At 26.6% G+C, this 16,076-nt stretch carries 15 protein-coding genes and 1 pseudogene; 12 read left to right on the top strand and 4 right to left on the bottom strand.

Annotated elements, in window-relative coordinates; all coding sequences use genetic code 11:
* The first annotated feature begins 22 nt into the window (after positions 1-22).
* The 11 genes and pseudogenes from Q0J69_RS00180 (at position 23) to Q0J69_RS00130 (ending at position 11,109) form a co-directional block, all read left to right on the top strand.
* Positions 23-274, top strand: a complete 252-nt coding sequence (locus tag Q0J69_RS00180) for a hypothetical protein (protein ID WP_297203139.1) — start codon at positions 23-25, stop codon at positions 272-274.
* A 125-nt stretch (positions 275-399) separates the two neighbouring features.
* Positions 400-1,074 (top strand): hypothetical protein, encoded by a 675-nt coding sequence (locus tag Q0J69_RS00175; protein WP_297203137.1) that lies wholly within the window; start codon positions 400-402, stop codon positions 1,072-1,074.
* 16 nt (positions 1,075-1,090) lie between these two features.
* Positions 1,091-1,935 (top strand): annotated as a pseudogene (locus Q0J69_RS00170) (hypothetical protein).
* A gap of 12 nt (positions 1,936-1,947) precedes the next feature.
* Positions 1,948-2,757 (top strand): hypothetical protein, encoded by an 810-nt coding sequence (locus Q0J69_RS00165; RefSeq protein ID WP_297203135.1) that lies wholly within the window; start codon positions 1,948-1,950, stop codon positions 2,755-2,757.
* A gap of 414 nt (positions 2,758-3,171) precedes the next feature.
* Positions 3,172-4,569, top strand: a complete 1,398-nt coding sequence (locus tag Q0J69_RS00160) for an MATE family efflux transporter (RefSeq protein WP_297203133.1) — start codon at positions 3,172-3,174, stop codon at positions 4,567-4,569.
* A gap of 161 nt (positions 4,570-4,730) precedes the next feature.
* Positions 4,731-6,665 (top strand): methyl-accepting chemotaxis protein, encoded by a 1,935-nt coding sequence (locus tag Q0J69_RS00155; protein ID WP_297203131.1) that lies wholly within the window; start codon positions 4,731-4,733, stop codon positions 6,663-6,665.
* A gap of 11 nt (positions 6,666-6,676) precedes the next feature.
* Positions 6,677-8,629 (top strand): methyl-accepting chemotaxis protein, encoded by a 1,953-nt coding sequence (locus Q0J69_RS00150; protein ID WP_297203128.1) that lies wholly within the window; start codon positions 6,677-6,679, stop codon positions 8,627-8,629.
* Positions 8,629-9,090, top strand: a complete 462-nt coding sequence (locus Q0J69_RS00145; RefSeq protein WP_297203126.1) for a CvpA family protein — start codon at positions 8,629-8,631, stop codon at positions 9,088-9,090. The genes Q0J69_RS00150 and Q0J69_RS00145 overlap by 1 nt, the downstream gene beginning before the upstream one ends.
* A 60-nt stretch (positions 9,091-9,150) precedes the next feature.
* On the top strand, positions 9,151-9,720 hold the full coding sequence (gene yedF / locus Q0J69_RS00140; protein ID WP_297203124.1) for a sulfurtransferase-like selenium metabolism protein YedF: 570 nt from the start codon (positions 9,151-9,153) through the stop codon (positions 9,718-9,720).
* 43 nt (positions 9,721-9,763) lie between these two features.
* On the top strand, positions 9,764-10,894 hold the full coding sequence (locus tag Q0J69_RS00135) for an aminotransferase class V-fold PLP-dependent enzyme (RefSeq protein WP_297203121.1): 1,131 nt from the start codon (positions 9,764-9,766) through the stop codon (positions 10,892-10,894).
* The gene (locus Q0J69_RS00130; RefSeq protein WP_297203119.1) at positions 10,888-11,109 is read left to right on the top strand and encodes a putative Se/S carrier-like protein; all 222 of its coding nucleotides are present in this window, start codon (positions 10,888-10,890) and stop codon (positions 11,107-11,109) included. The genes Q0J69_RS00135 and Q0J69_RS00130 overlap by 7 nt, the downstream gene beginning before the upstream one ends.
* 87 nt (positions 11,110-11,196) lie before the next feature.
* On the opposite strand, the gene Q0J69_RS00125 is transcribed toward Q0J69_RS00130, so the two are convergent.
* Together Q0J69_RS00125 and Q0J69_RS00120 are read right to left on the bottom strand one after the other, a co-directional pair.
* Positions 11,197-12,348, bottom strand: a complete 1,152-nt coding sequence (locus tag Q0J69_RS00125) for a cyclically-permuted mutarotase family protein (protein ID WP_297203114.1) — start codon at positions 12,346-12,348, stop codon at positions 11,197-11,199.
* Positions 12,349-12,371: 23 nt separating this feature from the next.
* Positions 12,372-13,907: a sodium:solute symporter gene (locus tag Q0J69_RS00120; RefSeq protein WP_297203112.1), complete on the bottom strand. Its 1,536-nt coding sequence runs from the start codon at positions 13,905-13,907 to the stop codon at positions 12,372-12,374.
* A 175-nt stretch (positions 13,908-14,082) separates the two neighbouring features.
* Between Q0J69_RS00120 and Q0J69_RS00115 the strand changes: the two genes are divergently transcribed.
* On the top strand, positions 14,083-14,730 hold the full coding sequence (locus Q0J69_RS00115; protein WP_297203110.1) for a Crp/Fnr family transcriptional regulator: 648 nt from the start codon (positions 14,083-14,085) through the stop codon (positions 14,728-14,730).
* Between the two features lie 2 nt (positions 14,731-14,732).
* Here Q0J69_RS00115 and Q0J69_RS00110 read toward each other — a convergent pair whose 3' ends face one another.
* Together Q0J69_RS00110 and Q0J69_RS14200 are read right to left on the bottom strand one after the other, a co-directional pair.
* Complete coding sequence (locus tag Q0J69_RS00110; protein WP_297203108.1) at positions 14,733-15,173, bottom strand: Rrf2 family transcriptional regulator; 441 nt, start codon at positions 15,171-15,173, stop codon at positions 14,733-14,735.
* A gap of 477 nt (positions 15,174-15,650) precedes the next feature.
* Entirely contained in the window at positions 15,651-15,773 is a 123-nt protein-coding gene (locus Q0J69_RS14200) for a hypothetical protein (RefSeq protein WP_366029916.1), read from the bottom strand.
* Positions 15,774-16,076 lie beyond the last annotated feature (303 nt).

Genomic DNA, 16,076 nt, shown 5'->3' with positions numbered 1-16,076 from the left:
ATATTCTACCGAAACCTTAAAAATGATTAACACAAAAAATTATAAAGACTATTTTTCAAACAACATAATACCATATTTAAAAATTACACTTGACTATTCGGTATATACATCAAGAAAATTTGATTTTGTTGTAGGTGCTTATCTTTCTTATGATTTTGCTTTAAAATACAATGATAAAAGTAAAGGTAATAACCTTGTTAATAACCCCATTGAAAATATTTCTAGTGTTGATATAGGCTTGCAGATAGGCACTAAAATAATACCAATGAATTAAAAATATTAAATAAAGACAGAGAAAATTATGAAAAAATTATTGAATATATTTATAATAGTATTATTATCATCCTCAAGTTATTTGCTAAAAGCGGACTTGAAATAGGAATATTCGTTCCATTAGGAATGGGCGTTGGAATAAATAAATACATATTAACCAATAAAAGCCCTACTATACAGCAGCAGAATAATTTTGATGCGGAAGTTAAGCAGTCTGACAGACGTTCAGGAGCAGGATTTGATTCAGGAGTTTTATTTCATATAGGATATAAATTCGATATAAATAAAGACTTTAGCTTCAGCCTTCTTGGTGAAATAAGCTATTACCATGATGAGTTTGCATTTTATAGAAAAAGCAGCGATAAAAACTATAAAAATGATTTTAAATATATGTTTGAAAGTATGGGGTTCGGTATTTATCCGAAACTTAATTGGAAAAAATTTTCATTTGGTATTAATGTCGGTATAAAAGTGCCTTTATATGCCAGAATAATGTCATCATATACAGACTATTCTAAAGAAACTATAAATAGGAATATAGAACATTATAATGTATCTCAATTAAAAAATGTGTTTAATGATCCAATTATAATACCTTATCTTAAATTTTCAGTAGACTATTCTATTTATACTGATAAAAAATTTGCATTAGTATTAGGAGGCTATATAGGTTATGATTTTGGAATGTCATTAAAAAATCCATTAATTAACAATCAAACAATTGCAAAAATGTCAAAGCAAACTATCTCTAGTTTTGATATAGGGTTTCAAGTAGGTATGAAAATATTGCCTAATAATTGATTTTAGAGGATTTAATATGATAAAAAAACTATTAATATTAACTTTAGTCATCTTATCTGTTTTAAGCTGCAGCAACAGTGTACTAAAACCAAATGATTTTAGTGAAGAGGAAATAAATAAAAAATATCCTTACTGGCAGGTAGGTATAGAACGTTTTGAAATAGACAGCAGATTGACAAAGTACACTACTATTACAGTAGATGAAAAAAATATATGTTAGTATGTATGGCACTTATTAGGCTTGCAGTTAATACTGATGAGTTTGCAGAACGTATAAAAGCAGCAGATTCTCAATTAGGTTCTTCTGTAAATGACAGCTATAATGGTCAGGTGCTTAAAGTAGGCGATAAATACGATGCTCAAAAAGTTATAGACTGCGTTCGTTCTCTTAAATATGATTTTGTATATAGAAAAATGAATACTGCAGCGGGTGTTGGTACAGGCGAGATGGGAAAATCAAGATATTTGCGTCATGGACTTCAGGCAGAAAGTCAAATACCTACAGGAAAATGGGTAGGATTCAGCAGCGGTAAATGGGGCAGTATGGAAGATGTTATGTTTGGTGACTATTATACTTATATGCAAAGTCAGGCATATGCTAATACAGCAGGTTTAATGTTTCATGAGCATATGCATAATATAGGCTTTCATCATGTAGGACAATATCAAGTTCCTTATACTCTTCAAGGTGTAGTAACTGATATTTTAAATAAAATGCTATGGAAAGATGAAATATACGGGACTAAGCCAAGTTTAAAAAATAAATATTCAAAACAGCTTGATGAACTTATAGCTTATTATCTTACAGAATATAAAGATTTATTAACTGAAGATACAATATTTGATCCTGATATGAAATAATCGGAGATTTTTATGATTAAAAAGAGTTTTATATTTGCTTTATTTATATTATATTTTTTGACTATTATAAGCTGTAATAATAATGTATTAAAGCCTGATGATTACAGCAAAGAAACTATTGATAAAAAATACCCTTATTGGCAGGTAGGAGTTTCAAATTTTCAGATAGCTAATACTTTAACATCATACTCCATAATAACAGTAGAAGAAAAGCGTTTTATATTAAGATGTATGGCACTTATTAGAACAGCTTTAAACTCAAGTGAATTTCCTTCTCAAGTAAAAGCTAAAGGAAATTTGGCGGCTGCTCAGGATTATTCTTATGGAAATTTTAGTATTAAAGCTGGTGAAAATTATGACCCTGATAAATTAACAGATGTAGTACGAACAGTAAAACATAATTTTACCTATGAAAAGCTAAAAACAGGCGGAGCAGGTTTAGGTACTGTTGGTGCTTCAAGATATGCAAGATACTGCGGAGGACAAAATCCTGATAAAATACCTACAGCAGATTGGGTTGGTTTTGAAAATGATAACTGGATAAAATGGTCTGGAAATAGTTTATACGGATATGCTAGTTTTTCTGGTTTGATGTTCCATGAACACATGCATAATATTGGATTTACTCATACAGATATTAATAAAAATAATAATGTACCTTATGGGCTTCAGGATGTTGTTCAAAAACTTATAGAAAGAATATTATACGGAGATTTGAAAGATAAATATGCAAGAGAATTAGATGAGCTTACGGCATATTATCTAACTCAATACAAATATTTATTAACAGAAGACAGCGTTTTTGATCCTAGTTTAAAATAAAATAATTATTTCATATTTCATAATATCTCTATAAATTTATAAATATTATGAAATATATATGATATTATATTTTATTATGTTAGGTGTTATTTTAGTTATATCAATTAATATAATTGTAATGTCATGTAACTATAGATGTTCTGCTTTATTTTATGTAATATCATATATAGAATAATTTTTGAACTATAAATAAATTTGGAAGTATAATTTTTATATATAGTAATATCATTTTATTTGTTTTCTAGTAAAAAAATATTATAAAAAGGGTACTGATTTTTTATTTAAAAAAAACTCCAAAAAACTACACTTATAAACAAAAAATCACAAAATATATATTGACAAATATAAAAATAGCTATATATTACATCTCGTTTTTATTTATTAGACTGAAAATATACTTTTAAGAGATATATCATGAATAGCAATTCTATAAAAACCAATAATAAAATAACTATGTTTGGTAATTTTGATTTTTATAAACTATGCATTTCTATTGCTGTGCCTGTAATGCTTCAGCAGCTTATTATGGGAATGGTGTCATTAATAGATAATTTTATGGTTGCTGAACTTGGTGATATAAAAATGGCTGCTGTAAATGTGTCTAATCAATTAAACTTTATATATCTTGTTATACTAAATACATGTTATGGTGCAGGCGGAATATATATGGCTCAGAATAATGGGGCTGATAATAAAGAAGGCATGCAGCAGGCATTCAGATTCAAAGTTATACTGCCTCTCGTTATTTCATCTGCCTACATGATACTAATGCTTGTAAATCCAGAAATATTTATGAGGTTGATGATAAAAGGTAATGCTTCTCAGGAGGCAATACTTGCATCCAGTACAAAATATATGAGTATAATAGCATTTACTTTTATACCAATATCAATTTCTGGTGCTATAGGAACTTCATACAGAGAAATAGGAAAACCTCATATACCTCTTGTAATATCTGTTATAGCAATTTTCTGCAATACATTCGGAAACTATATATTAATATACGGCAATTTTGGTGCTCCAAGACTTGAAGAAAAAGGAGCTGCAATTGCAACATTAATAGCTAGAATAATAGAAATGATTTTATTTATAGTATATATAAAACTTCATAAAGAAAAGTTTTATGTTAGAACAAGAGAAATATTAAAAGTAAAATTAAATATATTTTATTCTATGCTGAGCAAATCAAGTTTAATATTTTTAAGTGAAATAAGCTGGGGTATTAGTGAAATGTTTATGACGGCACTTTATAACAGCAGAGGAGGTGCTGAAACTGTTGCAGGAATGGCATCAGGCTTCACAATAGCAAATATTTTCTTTTTGGTATTTCAAGGAATATTCGTTTCTACCATGGTTGTAGTAGGCGGAACATTAGGACGAGGAGAGCTTGATGATGCCAGAAAAAAAGCAAAATGGATACGAAGCGGTGCTATAGCGGCTGGTATTATAATAGGCTTAATAGAAATGTCATCAATATTTTTAATACCTATTATATTTTCAAAATTAACATTAGATGCTCAGGCTATTACTAGAAATTTAGTTATATTGGTATCATGCTATATGCCTGTATGGACTTATATTAATTCGCAATTTGCTGTTTCCAGAGCAGGAGGAGATACTATATTCGGTGTAGCTGTTGATGTTCCAGTATCTTTATTATTATTTGCTCCTATAGCATTAATACTGGCTAAATTTACATCTGTAGGTCCTGTTGCTATGTTTGGTATAGCAAAATTAACAGATTTTGTGAAAATTACTATTGGTATTATAATGCTTAGAAAAGAAAGATGGGTAAAAAAACTCACTGAATAAAAATACTATATAAAAAATTATGTTATAAGTAAATAGTTAATAAAGTAATTCCGAATATATAAACGATATTTTATTTTTTGGTTAATTTTATTTTTTTTATACTTTATAATTATTAAAATTAGCTTATAATATCCTAAATATATTTATATTTTAGAGGACTTATGAATTATAACTTTACTATAATAACATTAGAATTAGGAATTCCTGTTATAGCAACTATTATAGCATTAGTTGGTATAATATTATATGCATATATATATTTTCAGCTATATGAAGAAACTCAGGCTATAATATTATCTATAGGTTTTCTATCTTTTATATTTTCTGCATTGGAAGCAGCAAATATAATTATATCATTGTCTAATCCCAATTCGGAAATTTCTCTTAATTTATACAAATTTGAACAAATAGCTCTGTCAATTACAATAATACCATGGTTAATATATATAAAAAATAAATTAAAACTAACAGAATATTATCATTCTGTACTTGAAAAATTATACATAGCAGCTGTATTTTTATTGATTTTAATATCAGCAGTTGCCTTATTATATCCTCAATTATTCATATCTACAAAAGATCCAATGACCACTCTAAATGAAACAATGCGTCAAAGTATAAAAAGCCGAGGAGAATTGGGAGCAGCATATATATTTAGGGATTTTGTATTTACAGTATACTGCTTTATTATAATATGTTCTTTCATATATGAGATGAGCGTGAATAAATTAATCAAAGGAAATATATCTGGTTTAGTACTTATATCATTAATATTTATAGCATTTGTTGATGATTTTAATGGAATATCAGTATATTCTCAATATTCAAGCAATTTTTTGACTTTTCCTAATTGGACTTTTTCAAGAATAACATTAGTTTATGCTGTATTTAATATAGTTATGATATATTCATCTGTAAGCAGATTTATATCAGCAATACATAAAAAAAGCACACAATACTATGATTTAGAAAGTATAAAAGCACAGGATTCTATTATAATAAATACTGCCATAAATACTTCTGAAAAATTATCAGAATTAAAATCAAGTTTTAGAGAATCTGTAAATAGTTTAGTATCTAAAGTAGAAAATACATATTCAACTATAAATAACTTTAAAAATGATATAAATAAAATTATAGATTATACAAATGAGTTTATAACTATAGAAAGTTTCCAAATAAATGATGGCAATACAAATTTGGAAAAAATAGATGAGCTTATAAATACATATCCTAATTTGCAAATGTCAGTAGAATTGCAAAAAAAGACATTAGAAGAATCAAATGCAAAACTTCAGGAATCCATAGAAAAAATATATTCTCTGCAGTCGCAAAGTAAGATAATAATTGACTTATTTGAAGATTTTCAAAGTAAATTAGATGCCGAAAAATTAAATTTCTCCAAAGAGCTTGGAAAATCAGAATCTTTTAATCAGCTAAGTTTCCAAATTAATAGAATTATATCATTTATGACTAATATGTCCGATAAAACAAAAACTCTAGCTATAAATTCAAGTATACAAGCATCAAAATCTGGGGAATGGTACAATAACTTTTCTGTTGTATCAAAAGAGGTATCTGAATTGGTAACAGAAACAGCTCAGGCTACAAACAGAATGCAGAATTTATTATTTAAGATAGAAGATATATTCAAAAAATTTAACTATTCAAGAAACAGTATAAATAATAATGTGTATGGTTTAATAGAAGAAATATCAGGATATTATGATAAATTGAATAAATTTAACAAAGGTATGGAAAAACAAAATGATTATAATATGAACATTATAAAAAGTACAGATAAAATGTACAGCTCCATATCCAATATGACTAATATAATCATTAATGAAGAAAATGATTTTGTTAATATAAAGAACAAGATAGAAGAAATTAATAATTATATACAAAACATATCAGAAAAGGCTTATATGCAAAATTCAGAAGTAAAAAATTTAATGAGAGATATGAATAAATTATTAGCAACTTCTGATGATTTAGAATCTGTAACAAATAAACTTAATGAAGAGATTATGAAATTCTTAGAATATACTGATGATTTAGAATCTAAAGTTGATGAATATTCTAAAGTTATATAAAGAGGAATAATATGAGTATATTATCAAATTTAATATCTGGATATAATATAACAATATCAAAATTGCTGGTTCCTGTAATTGGTATTTCTGTGATGGCAATATTTATCATGTTATATTTATTATTAGCAATAAAAACTAGAAAAGCAATATATATAACGATTTCTATTACACTCATATTAATTTTAATATATAATATTATATCGCTCATTATAATATTTTTAGAATTATATGGTATGAATAAAGAGCTTTGTTCTATATTGTTTATAGCCAATAATATTATAATACTCATTGCTGTAATATTAATGCCTATTAATTCTATAAGTTTTATAGGTAATATAAAAGCATTAAAAAATATTAATACAGCGATCTTTATAATAAGCGTAATTTCATCAGTTGTATTAATTGTTTTAAGTATAGTATATTCTAACCGTTTTTTTGCAAGTACAGTAAATTACTATGATTCAACTAGTATTTCGTATTTTTTAAGACCAACTGGTAATTTTTATCTGTATAAAACATACATAATATTATTTGTATTTTTTCTAACATTTATATCTATAATATCAGATATGATTGTAAATTATAACTATAAAAATAATATTCTTATGGTTATTTCAAATGTATTAGCATTGGTATTAATAATAAGATATCTATATGTAGATCAAACATTGGATGGATTAGATTTTGATAGAATTGGTCTTGCAATAATAATATCTTCTTCTTTCAGATCTATAGCCATATTTGCTTCATTTACTAAAAATGCACTTGATTCTATAAAGAAAGAAAGTCTATTAAATAACAGATTGCATTTAAATTTAAAAACATTAAATAATATAGACAGAATATCTGAAGCATTAAATAATATAGATAAAAATCTTATGGATACTTCTATGTTTGTATTTGAAATAGATAAAGAAAGTAAAGATGCTTATAATATAATTAATCAGAAAATAGATGCTATTTTAGAAGCAAATGATAATTTAATAGAAGCTAAAAATACTAAAAAAAATATAATAAAAGACGGATTAAAATATACAAATACAATATTCACGTTTTTTGATAAATATAAAAACCAAATGCAGGATCATTTTAGAATATTGAATCAAACTATTTCAAATATGAAAGAATCTGATTTCTCTAATGAACAGATTATATCACTAAATAATGATCTAAAAAATATTAAAATGGGATTAAAAGAAACTTCTGATAAGTTTTTAAGTAATATAATAGAATCGGCTAATCAATTTAAAGATGTAAATAATATAACAGATTCTATATATGATACTATAGAATATATTAAAGCAATAACTAATAAAACAAATCTTTTATCAATAAATGCAGGAATTCAGGCATCTAAGGCTGGATTTTACGGTAAAAGTTTTTCAGTTGTAGCTAAAGAAATAGGTACTTTATCATTTGAAATTTCTAAAGGTACGGAATCAATAGAAAAAATGCTTACAGATATATTTGCTGGATTAGTAGTTATAGAAAACTCTTCTTTCTATATAAAAGACAGATGCAAAATAATAGAAAGAGAAGTCAATAAAATGATAAAAGATATTGATAAATATATAAATGAAATAGATAACAATATAAATACTGACTCCAAAAAAATAAGTCATTTTAAATCATTGGATCAATACAATGAAACTATGTCAAATATATTGGTAAATCAAAATTTGATAGTATTATCAATAAAAGAGAATATAGCTGGTATGCTTGAAGTACAGAATAATTTGAACTCTAAAATAGAATACCAAAATCAGGATATATCTAAGATATTTAACAACTTTAATAATATGATAAAAGCTAAAAATGAGTTAAATGAAATAACTAAGAGAATAGGAAATTATTCATCATTCTCTCATACTGATATAGAGGCATTATCAAATATTATTAATACGCATAGAAAGAAAAGCAGTTTTACTTTTGCCCCTATAATTGCTCTATTAAAGAAGTCATGATGTTTACAACAGTAGATACTGTATTGATTATAATATTATCCGTACTCTTTATATATGGTTTCTTTAAAGGGTTTATATCTATGACTATACCAATAATAGCAATAATTATAACTCTTATAGCAGCACCATTAATATATAATTATATGTCTAAATATTTTGATCATTCTTTTATACTAAAAATAATATCACTTATAGCCAGCTATTCCATTATAAGGATAATTCTATCTAAAATAGAAATAAATTTTAAAAAAGTACTAAAAGCAATATTCTTAGATTGGGTAGACAGACTATTAGGTGCTTTAGTAGTATTATTTATATCATGCCTCATTATAGCAATAATAGTTTCTTTAATGAAGTCATTAGATACTCAGTATAATGATATAATAAATCAATCCAAAATAGCAACGTATATATATAATATTTTTAGCAAAAGTAATTATAGTTTAATAGCATATTTTTAATTGACAATAAAGTAATTTTATTATATTATATTATAGCAAATTTAATTTAAGGAAGTAACTATGAAAACAGTAGATGCAAGAGGTATACCTTGCCCAAAACCATTAATTCTAACTAAAACTGCAATAACAAATGCAGCATTAAATGAAGAAATAGAAGTATTATTGGATGATGATGTAGCATTCCATAATATAACTGATTTCTTAAAAAATAATGGTATAACTTATACTAACGAAGGTAAAAACTTTAAGATTACAAAAAATAAAGAATTATCTTTGCATGAAGAAAAAAGCAAATCATCAGGACCTGTAATAGCAGTTGTTGACAAAAAAGTAATGGGACAAGGCAATGATGAACTTGGAGAATTATTGTTAAAATCATTTTTGGGAGCATTGAAAGATTCTACTCCAAAACCTGAGGCATTATATTGTTATAACGGCGGTGTTTATTTAGGAATAGAAGAGCCTTATAAAAAATTATTACAAGAATTAAGAGATGCTGGAATAAAAATATTTTTCTGCGGAACTTGTGTTAAATTCTATGAATTACAAGGAATAAAAGTAGAAGAGCAAACAAATATGCTTGGTATTATAGAGGCTATGTCAAATGCTTCTGCTGTTATAAGAGCATAATACTTAGTTTATTTTATTATGGTAATGCTTTATTATTATAATTATGGAACATAAAGATTATTATTTTGACAATTCTACAACTAGCTTTCCTAAACCTAAAGAGGTAGCAGATGCCATGCATGATTTTCTAATTAATATTGGAGGAACATACGGCAGAGTTAATACTAAAAGAGGAAAAGAAACAACACAAAAAATAGAAGAATGCAGAGAAATATTGGCTAATAAATTTATTGGTACAAAAAACGATGCTAATGTTATATTCACACCCGGTGCGACTAGATCTGTAAATGATATACTTAATGGGCTTAATTTACATGACTGCAAAATTCTTATATCAACATTAGAGCATAATGCTGTATTAAGACCTGTTTATAAACTAAGTAAAAATAGAAATGTAGAATATGAGATTATACCTTCTTTAGATGGAGGAATAGTAGATACCGATGCACTTTCTAATATTATAAAAAAAGATAAAATATCATTGATTATTATAAATATGGAAAGTAATATAAGCGGTGTTATACAGCCTATAAAAAAGATAAAAGAAACTATAGGAGATATACCTTTGCTGATAGATGCAACACAGGCAGTAGGAGTACATGGAATAAAAGCTGATGAGTGGAATGTAGATTTTATAGCTTTTACTGGTCATAAAGGACTTCTTGGACCAACTGGTACAGGAGGTTTTTATGTGAAGAAACCAGAAAATCTAAATCCAGGATATTTCGGAGGAGGATTTGGAGATGGATATGAAACCCCTTTCAGTGTACCCGAAATATATGAAGCTGGAACACCAAATACTGTTGGTATTATAGGGCTTTTGGCAGCATTAAAAAATAGACCTGTTTGGAATATAGCTATAAATGATATAATTGATACCATAAAATATATAGAAAATATGAATAAATATAAAGTTATATGGTCTAAAAATAAGGATACTCAAGGATTTGTATTTTCTATAACGACAGAAGGAAATTCTATAAGTATGTCAGATTTAGCTCATAAACTATATGAGGATTACAATATAGAATGCAGATATGGTTTTCATTGTGCTTTTTTAGCTCATAACTTTTATAAAAATGAAAATGGTGCTATAAGGTTTTCATTCTCGCCGTATACTACAAAAAAAGATTTAGAATATTTAAAAAATACATTAGGAAATAAATTATGGTAAAGACTTTTTGTTATTTGCAAACACCTAGAGATTTAATTAAAGCAGAAAAAATATTATTAGATGCAGGAATAGAAGTTGTTGTGCGTCCTGCTCCTGAACCTGTATTTGGAGTATGTAATATGGCTATAGATATAGAGGATAACAATAGAGAAAATATAGTTTCATTGTTGGAAGCTGCTGGTTTAATTGTTGTTATAAAAGATATGAATAATTAAAAAACATTAATAAAAAATAATAAAGGCTTATCTTCAAAAAAGATAGGCCCTTATTTATGGAAAACTTTTTAGTTGGATATGTCTTTATTATTTAGCAATAATAGTACCAATATACATCTTATCAGTTCTAATGCCAGGTTTAATCTCGCCGTTAATAGAATATATTTTATTTCCTATTAATATTAAACCTTCACCGCAAGGAGCATCAAAAGGAACTTCACCTATTGTTTTCCAAGTATCTGATTCTGAGTTATAAATTAATATATTGCTGTTCCAATTAAATTCATAAGGATCAGCTCCAAAGTATCCTTGTCTAAAACCAGCTAAAGCAGTTCCTTGAAGAGTACCCAAATTATAAACAGCATTATCATAAATGGCTTTATTAAAACCGCCTATAACAAGCATTTCAGTTTCATTAAGCTTAACCGATACAGCTCCAAGCAAAGATATACCTTCATTATTAAGCTCAACATCAGAAACCTGCTCCCAAGTATTATTATCAAAATTATATTTATATCCGTCAGTATATGCTATTGAATCACCGCCGCTGAATACATATATATTTCCATTTAAAAGCTGGGCAACTGCCTGTGTTCTACTTTCCTCATTAGGTACAGGTGCTAATTCTTTAGATTCTTTAGAAGCTAAATCATATTCATAAACTTTATTGCTGCCTTTACCGCCTTGTTTACCAGTAATTATGTATAGCTTATTATCTTTATAAACAGCAACACCATTTTGTAGTGTAAAAGACAAATCACCTATTTTTTCAACATTTAATTTATTGTCTTTTAATGTAATAAATAATATATCATCATCAGCTTCAGGGTTTGAAGAGCCTCCTATATAATATATACCATCTTCGGTAGTAACAGAAGCTCCATAGCCTATTTCATTTTCTAAGTTAATATGCTCTATAACTTCTAATACACCATTTTTGTCTTCTAACATATAAACATCTGAATATGTTTTTTTAGCACCGCCATTAAGTACAGATTCTTCAGGGAAATTAGCTCCTCCGCCTACAACTATATATTTATTTGCCAAAGAACCGTATAGAAGTCCAGCCGTACCTATATTTTTATCCATTCCAGTTTGTGCAGGCAAACGTCCTCCTACCTCCCAAAGTATCTTTTTATCAACTTTAGAATCAAGCACATTAGGACTATTTGATAATGTATCATCTGAACAACTAATAATAAATATAGCAGATAATAATATTATAAAAACTTTATTCATATATGTTTCCTATAAATTAATTATTATTTTTTATTCTTTATAGTAGTAGAATAAGTCAAACCTTTTATTTTTTCTTCGCTAGGTTTTCCAAAAGCAAAAGAAGCTAAGAAAGAACCTAAAACACCTACACCTATAATTATAAATGAAATCATAAACTCAAAGATTTTTGGTTTAGCATAACCAGGTATAAATTTAGTAAGCATACCAGCAGGATCGCTTATATAGAATGCTACTATTACAGATACTATAAATCCAACCCATACAGCTTTACTTTCAACTTTATCAAAGAATATACCTACCAAGAATACAGCAGCTATAGGACCTCCTAAAAGACCTGTTACAGCTTGGAAGTATAAAAACATATCTCCCTGCTCACCTTTACATACAAAATAAATGGCTAATGATGTACTGAATATACCTACTATCCAGCTTGATAATCTAGCAAATTTTAATTTAGAAGCATCTTCCATTCCAGGTTTAAGATATTCCAATATATCAGCAGTCATACAAGTAGAAACAGAGTTCAAACTAGATGATACTGTAGATTGAGCAGCAGCGAATATAGCAGCAATTACAAGTCCAGATATACCAACTGGTAAAGCGTTTACAACGAAATAAGGAAGTATAGCATTACCATTAACATTTTCTGGTAATGTAGCTTTGAAATGGAAATAAATATATAAAGCAGAACCCATACCTATAAATATTATTACACTTGTACAAAGTAAAGGAACGTTCATAAACAAACTTTTTTTGGATTCGTTTTCATCTTTATTTGTAGCATATCTTTGAACTATATCTTGGCTACCAACATAAGAATAAATAGAGTTAACAAATCCTCCAATTATCATAACCCAAATACTTGATTTAGCTAAATCTAATGAGAAGAAATCAGGGCTTATGATTTTTCCATCATCAGCTAAAAGCTTGAATCCTTGACCTATTCCTTCAGGAGCAGATGAGAAACCTACTATGATTACTAAGAAAGCACCTAAAAGAAGTACAACTGTTTGTACAGCATCAGACCATAATACTGCCTCTATACCACCCATAGATGTATAAGCAACACAGAATATTGATACAATAATTGTTATTAATACGGGATTAAGTGAAGGCAAAACCTGCTGTATAGCCAATGTAGGAAGAAAAATAACTATAGCCATTCTTACAATGTGGAAAAGTATGAAAGTTAAACTACCAACAAGTCTGAAAGAATTATCAAATCTTCTTCCTAAATATTCATAAGCAGTAGTAACATTAACTCTTCTAAAGAATGGTACAAAAGTATAAGCAGCCCATAATACCATTAAAATAATTCCTAGAGGAGCCATACCAAGAAGCCAGCTGTTATTATAAACAGAAGCAGGTATAGCAATAAAAGAAATAGATGATAAAGCTGTAGCGTAAATACTCATAGCTGTTACCAAAGCAGGAACCCTTCCTCCAGCTTTGAAATAATCATCTGTAGATTTTGTTCTTCTAGCAAAGAACATACCGATTAAAAACATTACAACGAAGTATAGTCCAATGACTACCCAGTCAAACCAATGCCAAGCCATATAGTTCTCCTATAAATAATATTGTTCACGTGAACAATTATAGTATAGTAAAATAACATTGCATTGTCAACAAAAAATAGAAAATATTATAATAATAAAGTAACTTTATTTAAAATTTTTATATTTTATAAAAATACATTGATTTTTTAATGAAAATAGTTAGAATATAGAATATATGGATGCTGTAATAAAATCAAATATATTCAAAAATATAGATAAGAAAGAAATAATAAATATATTAAATGACTTTAAAGCAAAAAATATACATTTTTCTAAGGGGAATACTATAATAGATATTGGAGATAAAGTTAATAGTATATATATCATAGCTAAAGGAAAAATAGAAATTTCAAAAGAATACGAAGATGCTAGAAAAAATATAGTGAATATTTTAACGGATGGAGATATATTTGCTGAAGCGTTTGCATTTTCAAGTAATCAAATATCATCTATACAGGCTATTTCATTAGATTCATCAGATATAATAGAAATAGAATCATCAAATATATTTAATGCAAAAAATGATGATACAAAAAATAAATTTATAGAAAATTTATTAAGAGTTATTTCAGATAAGAATAAATTTTTAGCATTTAAAAATGATATATTAAGCCAAAAGAGTTTAAGAAGTAAGATAATTATATATCTAAAATATATATCAAATATACAAAAATCATCAAATGTAGTTATACCATATAACAGAGATAAATTAGCAGAGTTTATAGCGGCAGACAGAAGTGCATTATCAAGGGAATTAAACAGATTATCTAAGGAAAATATAATAAAATTAGACGGAAATAGAATAAGTATTATGAAATTATAAAATCATTTGTTCATAAAATTTAAATGCTTTTTTCTTTTTCTAACTTCATCAGCTATTTTTTTTAATGTTATTTTAGACATAGACTTTTCAAAATCAAGTCTTACATTATTGAACTCTTCTCCCAAAACATCAAACATAGCACAGCCTACAGGGCAAATATGATTAGGCTCATGGAAATTAAAAAGCCCTCTTTCTTCTTCTGTAAATACTGCCTCATATATAGAAAGAAGAGTTATATCCTTTTCATCCTTAATTAATCTGCTTCCCTTTTTATCCGTTTCTACAATTCCAGCATCCTGTAATTTGAGTAAAATTCTTCTTATTACAGAGGGGTTTGTCTTTACACTTTTAGCAAGCAAATGGGATGTAGTACCTTCATTTTCAAAGAATGCTATACATAATACTATATGAGTAGCAACTGATAATTTTGTGTTAATTTTCATACCCTATATAATAAAATAAAAAATAATTATGTCAATAATTTTAAACTTGTTTTAAAAATCATTTTTAACTGATAATTATATATTGAAGCTAATATTAAAAATTTAGTATCCAATTTTTGTAAATGATTTTTGTAGCGAGTATAAAGTATTTTATATCTCTTTAATATCTAGAAAACATTTTCTATTATAATTTTATTAATTTACTGATTTTGTTTTAATTAATCACTATTCAACGGCATTTTATTTTTCTTTGATATTAAAACTTTATGGATACTATAATAGCCTTTATCAACTAATATTTTACTTTTCTCATCAAAACTTCAGATGTATTTTTATATATGCTAAAGTCATGTTCATTTCCTTTACCTAAAACAAAATTAATAATTTTTTGATGTCATAATTAATAGCTATATGAATTTTTATAGTATAACACTTATTTTTATATGAATAATATATATTTCATACATGTTTATGTATTTATATCCTTATTTCCGTAACATAGAGAAATAGTGAAGCAGATACGTTAAAATAGAAAGGCAATTGTATAAATGTGATATATTGTTTTAAGTGTATAAAAGTAATAAAAACCATAGTTTCCAAAGATATTTTTTAGTATGCAATTATTACAATCTTTATATACTTTTTAATTCTTCTAAAAGAAAGAAATATGTTTTTTAAGCCAATAATACTTTGACAATCAATAATTTTACAAAATCCTTTTTTAACAATATATTAACATAATTATTATTTTAGCGAAAGGATAAAAGTGTTTGTCAAGTAATTTTGAAACAGGTCTATTATCTACAAAATATCATAATCAATGGCATGCGAAACTGTAATTAATGCAAATAGTAGAAAAATTATATATTTTGTTCAATGAATAATATTTGTGCTTGCATTAAT

Origin of the sequence: uncultured Brachyspira sp., from assembly GCF_944388875.1 — a bacterium.
Classification (GTDB): domain Bacteria; phylum Spirochaetota; class Brachyspiria; order Brachyspirales; family Brachyspiraceae; genus Brachyspira.
Note: the sequence above shows the minus strand (reverse complement) of the source record. Positions and strands in the feature narration are given on the sequence as shown.

Coding starts and splice junctions, on each gene's coding strand:
- Q0J69_RS00180 (WP_297203139.1), top strand. CDS start 23: ATGATTAACACAAAAAATTATAAAGACTATTTTTCAAACAACATAATA.
- Q0J69_RS00175 (WP_297203137.1), top strand. CDS start 400: ATGGGCGTTGGAATAAATAAATACATATTAACCAATAAAAGCCCTACT.
- Q0J69_RS00165 (WP_297203135.1), top strand. CDS start 1,948: ATGATTAAAAAGAGTTTTATATTTGCTTTATTTATATTATATTTTTTG.
- Q0J69_RS00160 (WP_297203133.1), top strand. CDS start 3,172: ATGAATAGCAATTCTATAAAAACCAATAATAAAATAACTATGTTTGGT.
- Q0J69_RS00155 (WP_297203131.1), top strand. CDS start 4,731: ATGAATTATAACTTTACTATAATAACATTAGAATTAGGAATTCCTGTT.
- Q0J69_RS00150 (WP_297203128.1), top strand. CDS start 6,677: ATGAGTATATTATCAAATTTAATATCTGGATATAATATAACAATATCA.
- Q0J69_RS00145 (WP_297203126.1), top strand. CDS start 8,629: ATGTTTACAACAGTAGATACTGTATTGATTATAATATTATCCGTACTC.
- yedF (WP_297203124.1), top strand. CDS start 9,151: ATGAAAACAGTAGATGCAAGAGGTATACCTTGCCCAAAACCATTAATT.
- Q0J69_RS00135 (WP_297203121.1), top strand. CDS start 9,764: ATGGAACATAAAGATTATTATTTTGACAATTCTACAACTAGCTTTCCT.
- Q0J69_RS00130 (WP_297203119.1), top strand. CDS start 10,888: ATGGTAAAGACTTTTTGTTATTTGCAAACACCTAGAGATTTAATTAAA.
- Q0J69_RS00125 (WP_297203114.1), bottom strand. CDS start 12,348: ATGAATAAAGTTTTTATAATATTATTATCTGCTATATTTATTATTAGT.
- Q0J69_RS00120 (WP_297203112.1), bottom strand. CDS start 13,907: ATGGCTTGGCATTGGTTTGACTGGGTAGTCATTGGACTATACTTCGTT.
- Q0J69_RS00115 (WP_297203110.1), top strand. CDS start 14,083: ATGGATGCTGTAATAAAATCAAATATATTCAAAAATATAGATAAGAAA.
- Q0J69_RS00110 (WP_297203108.1), bottom strand. CDS start 15,173: ATGAAAATTAACACAAAATTATCAGTTGCTACTCATATAGTATTATGT.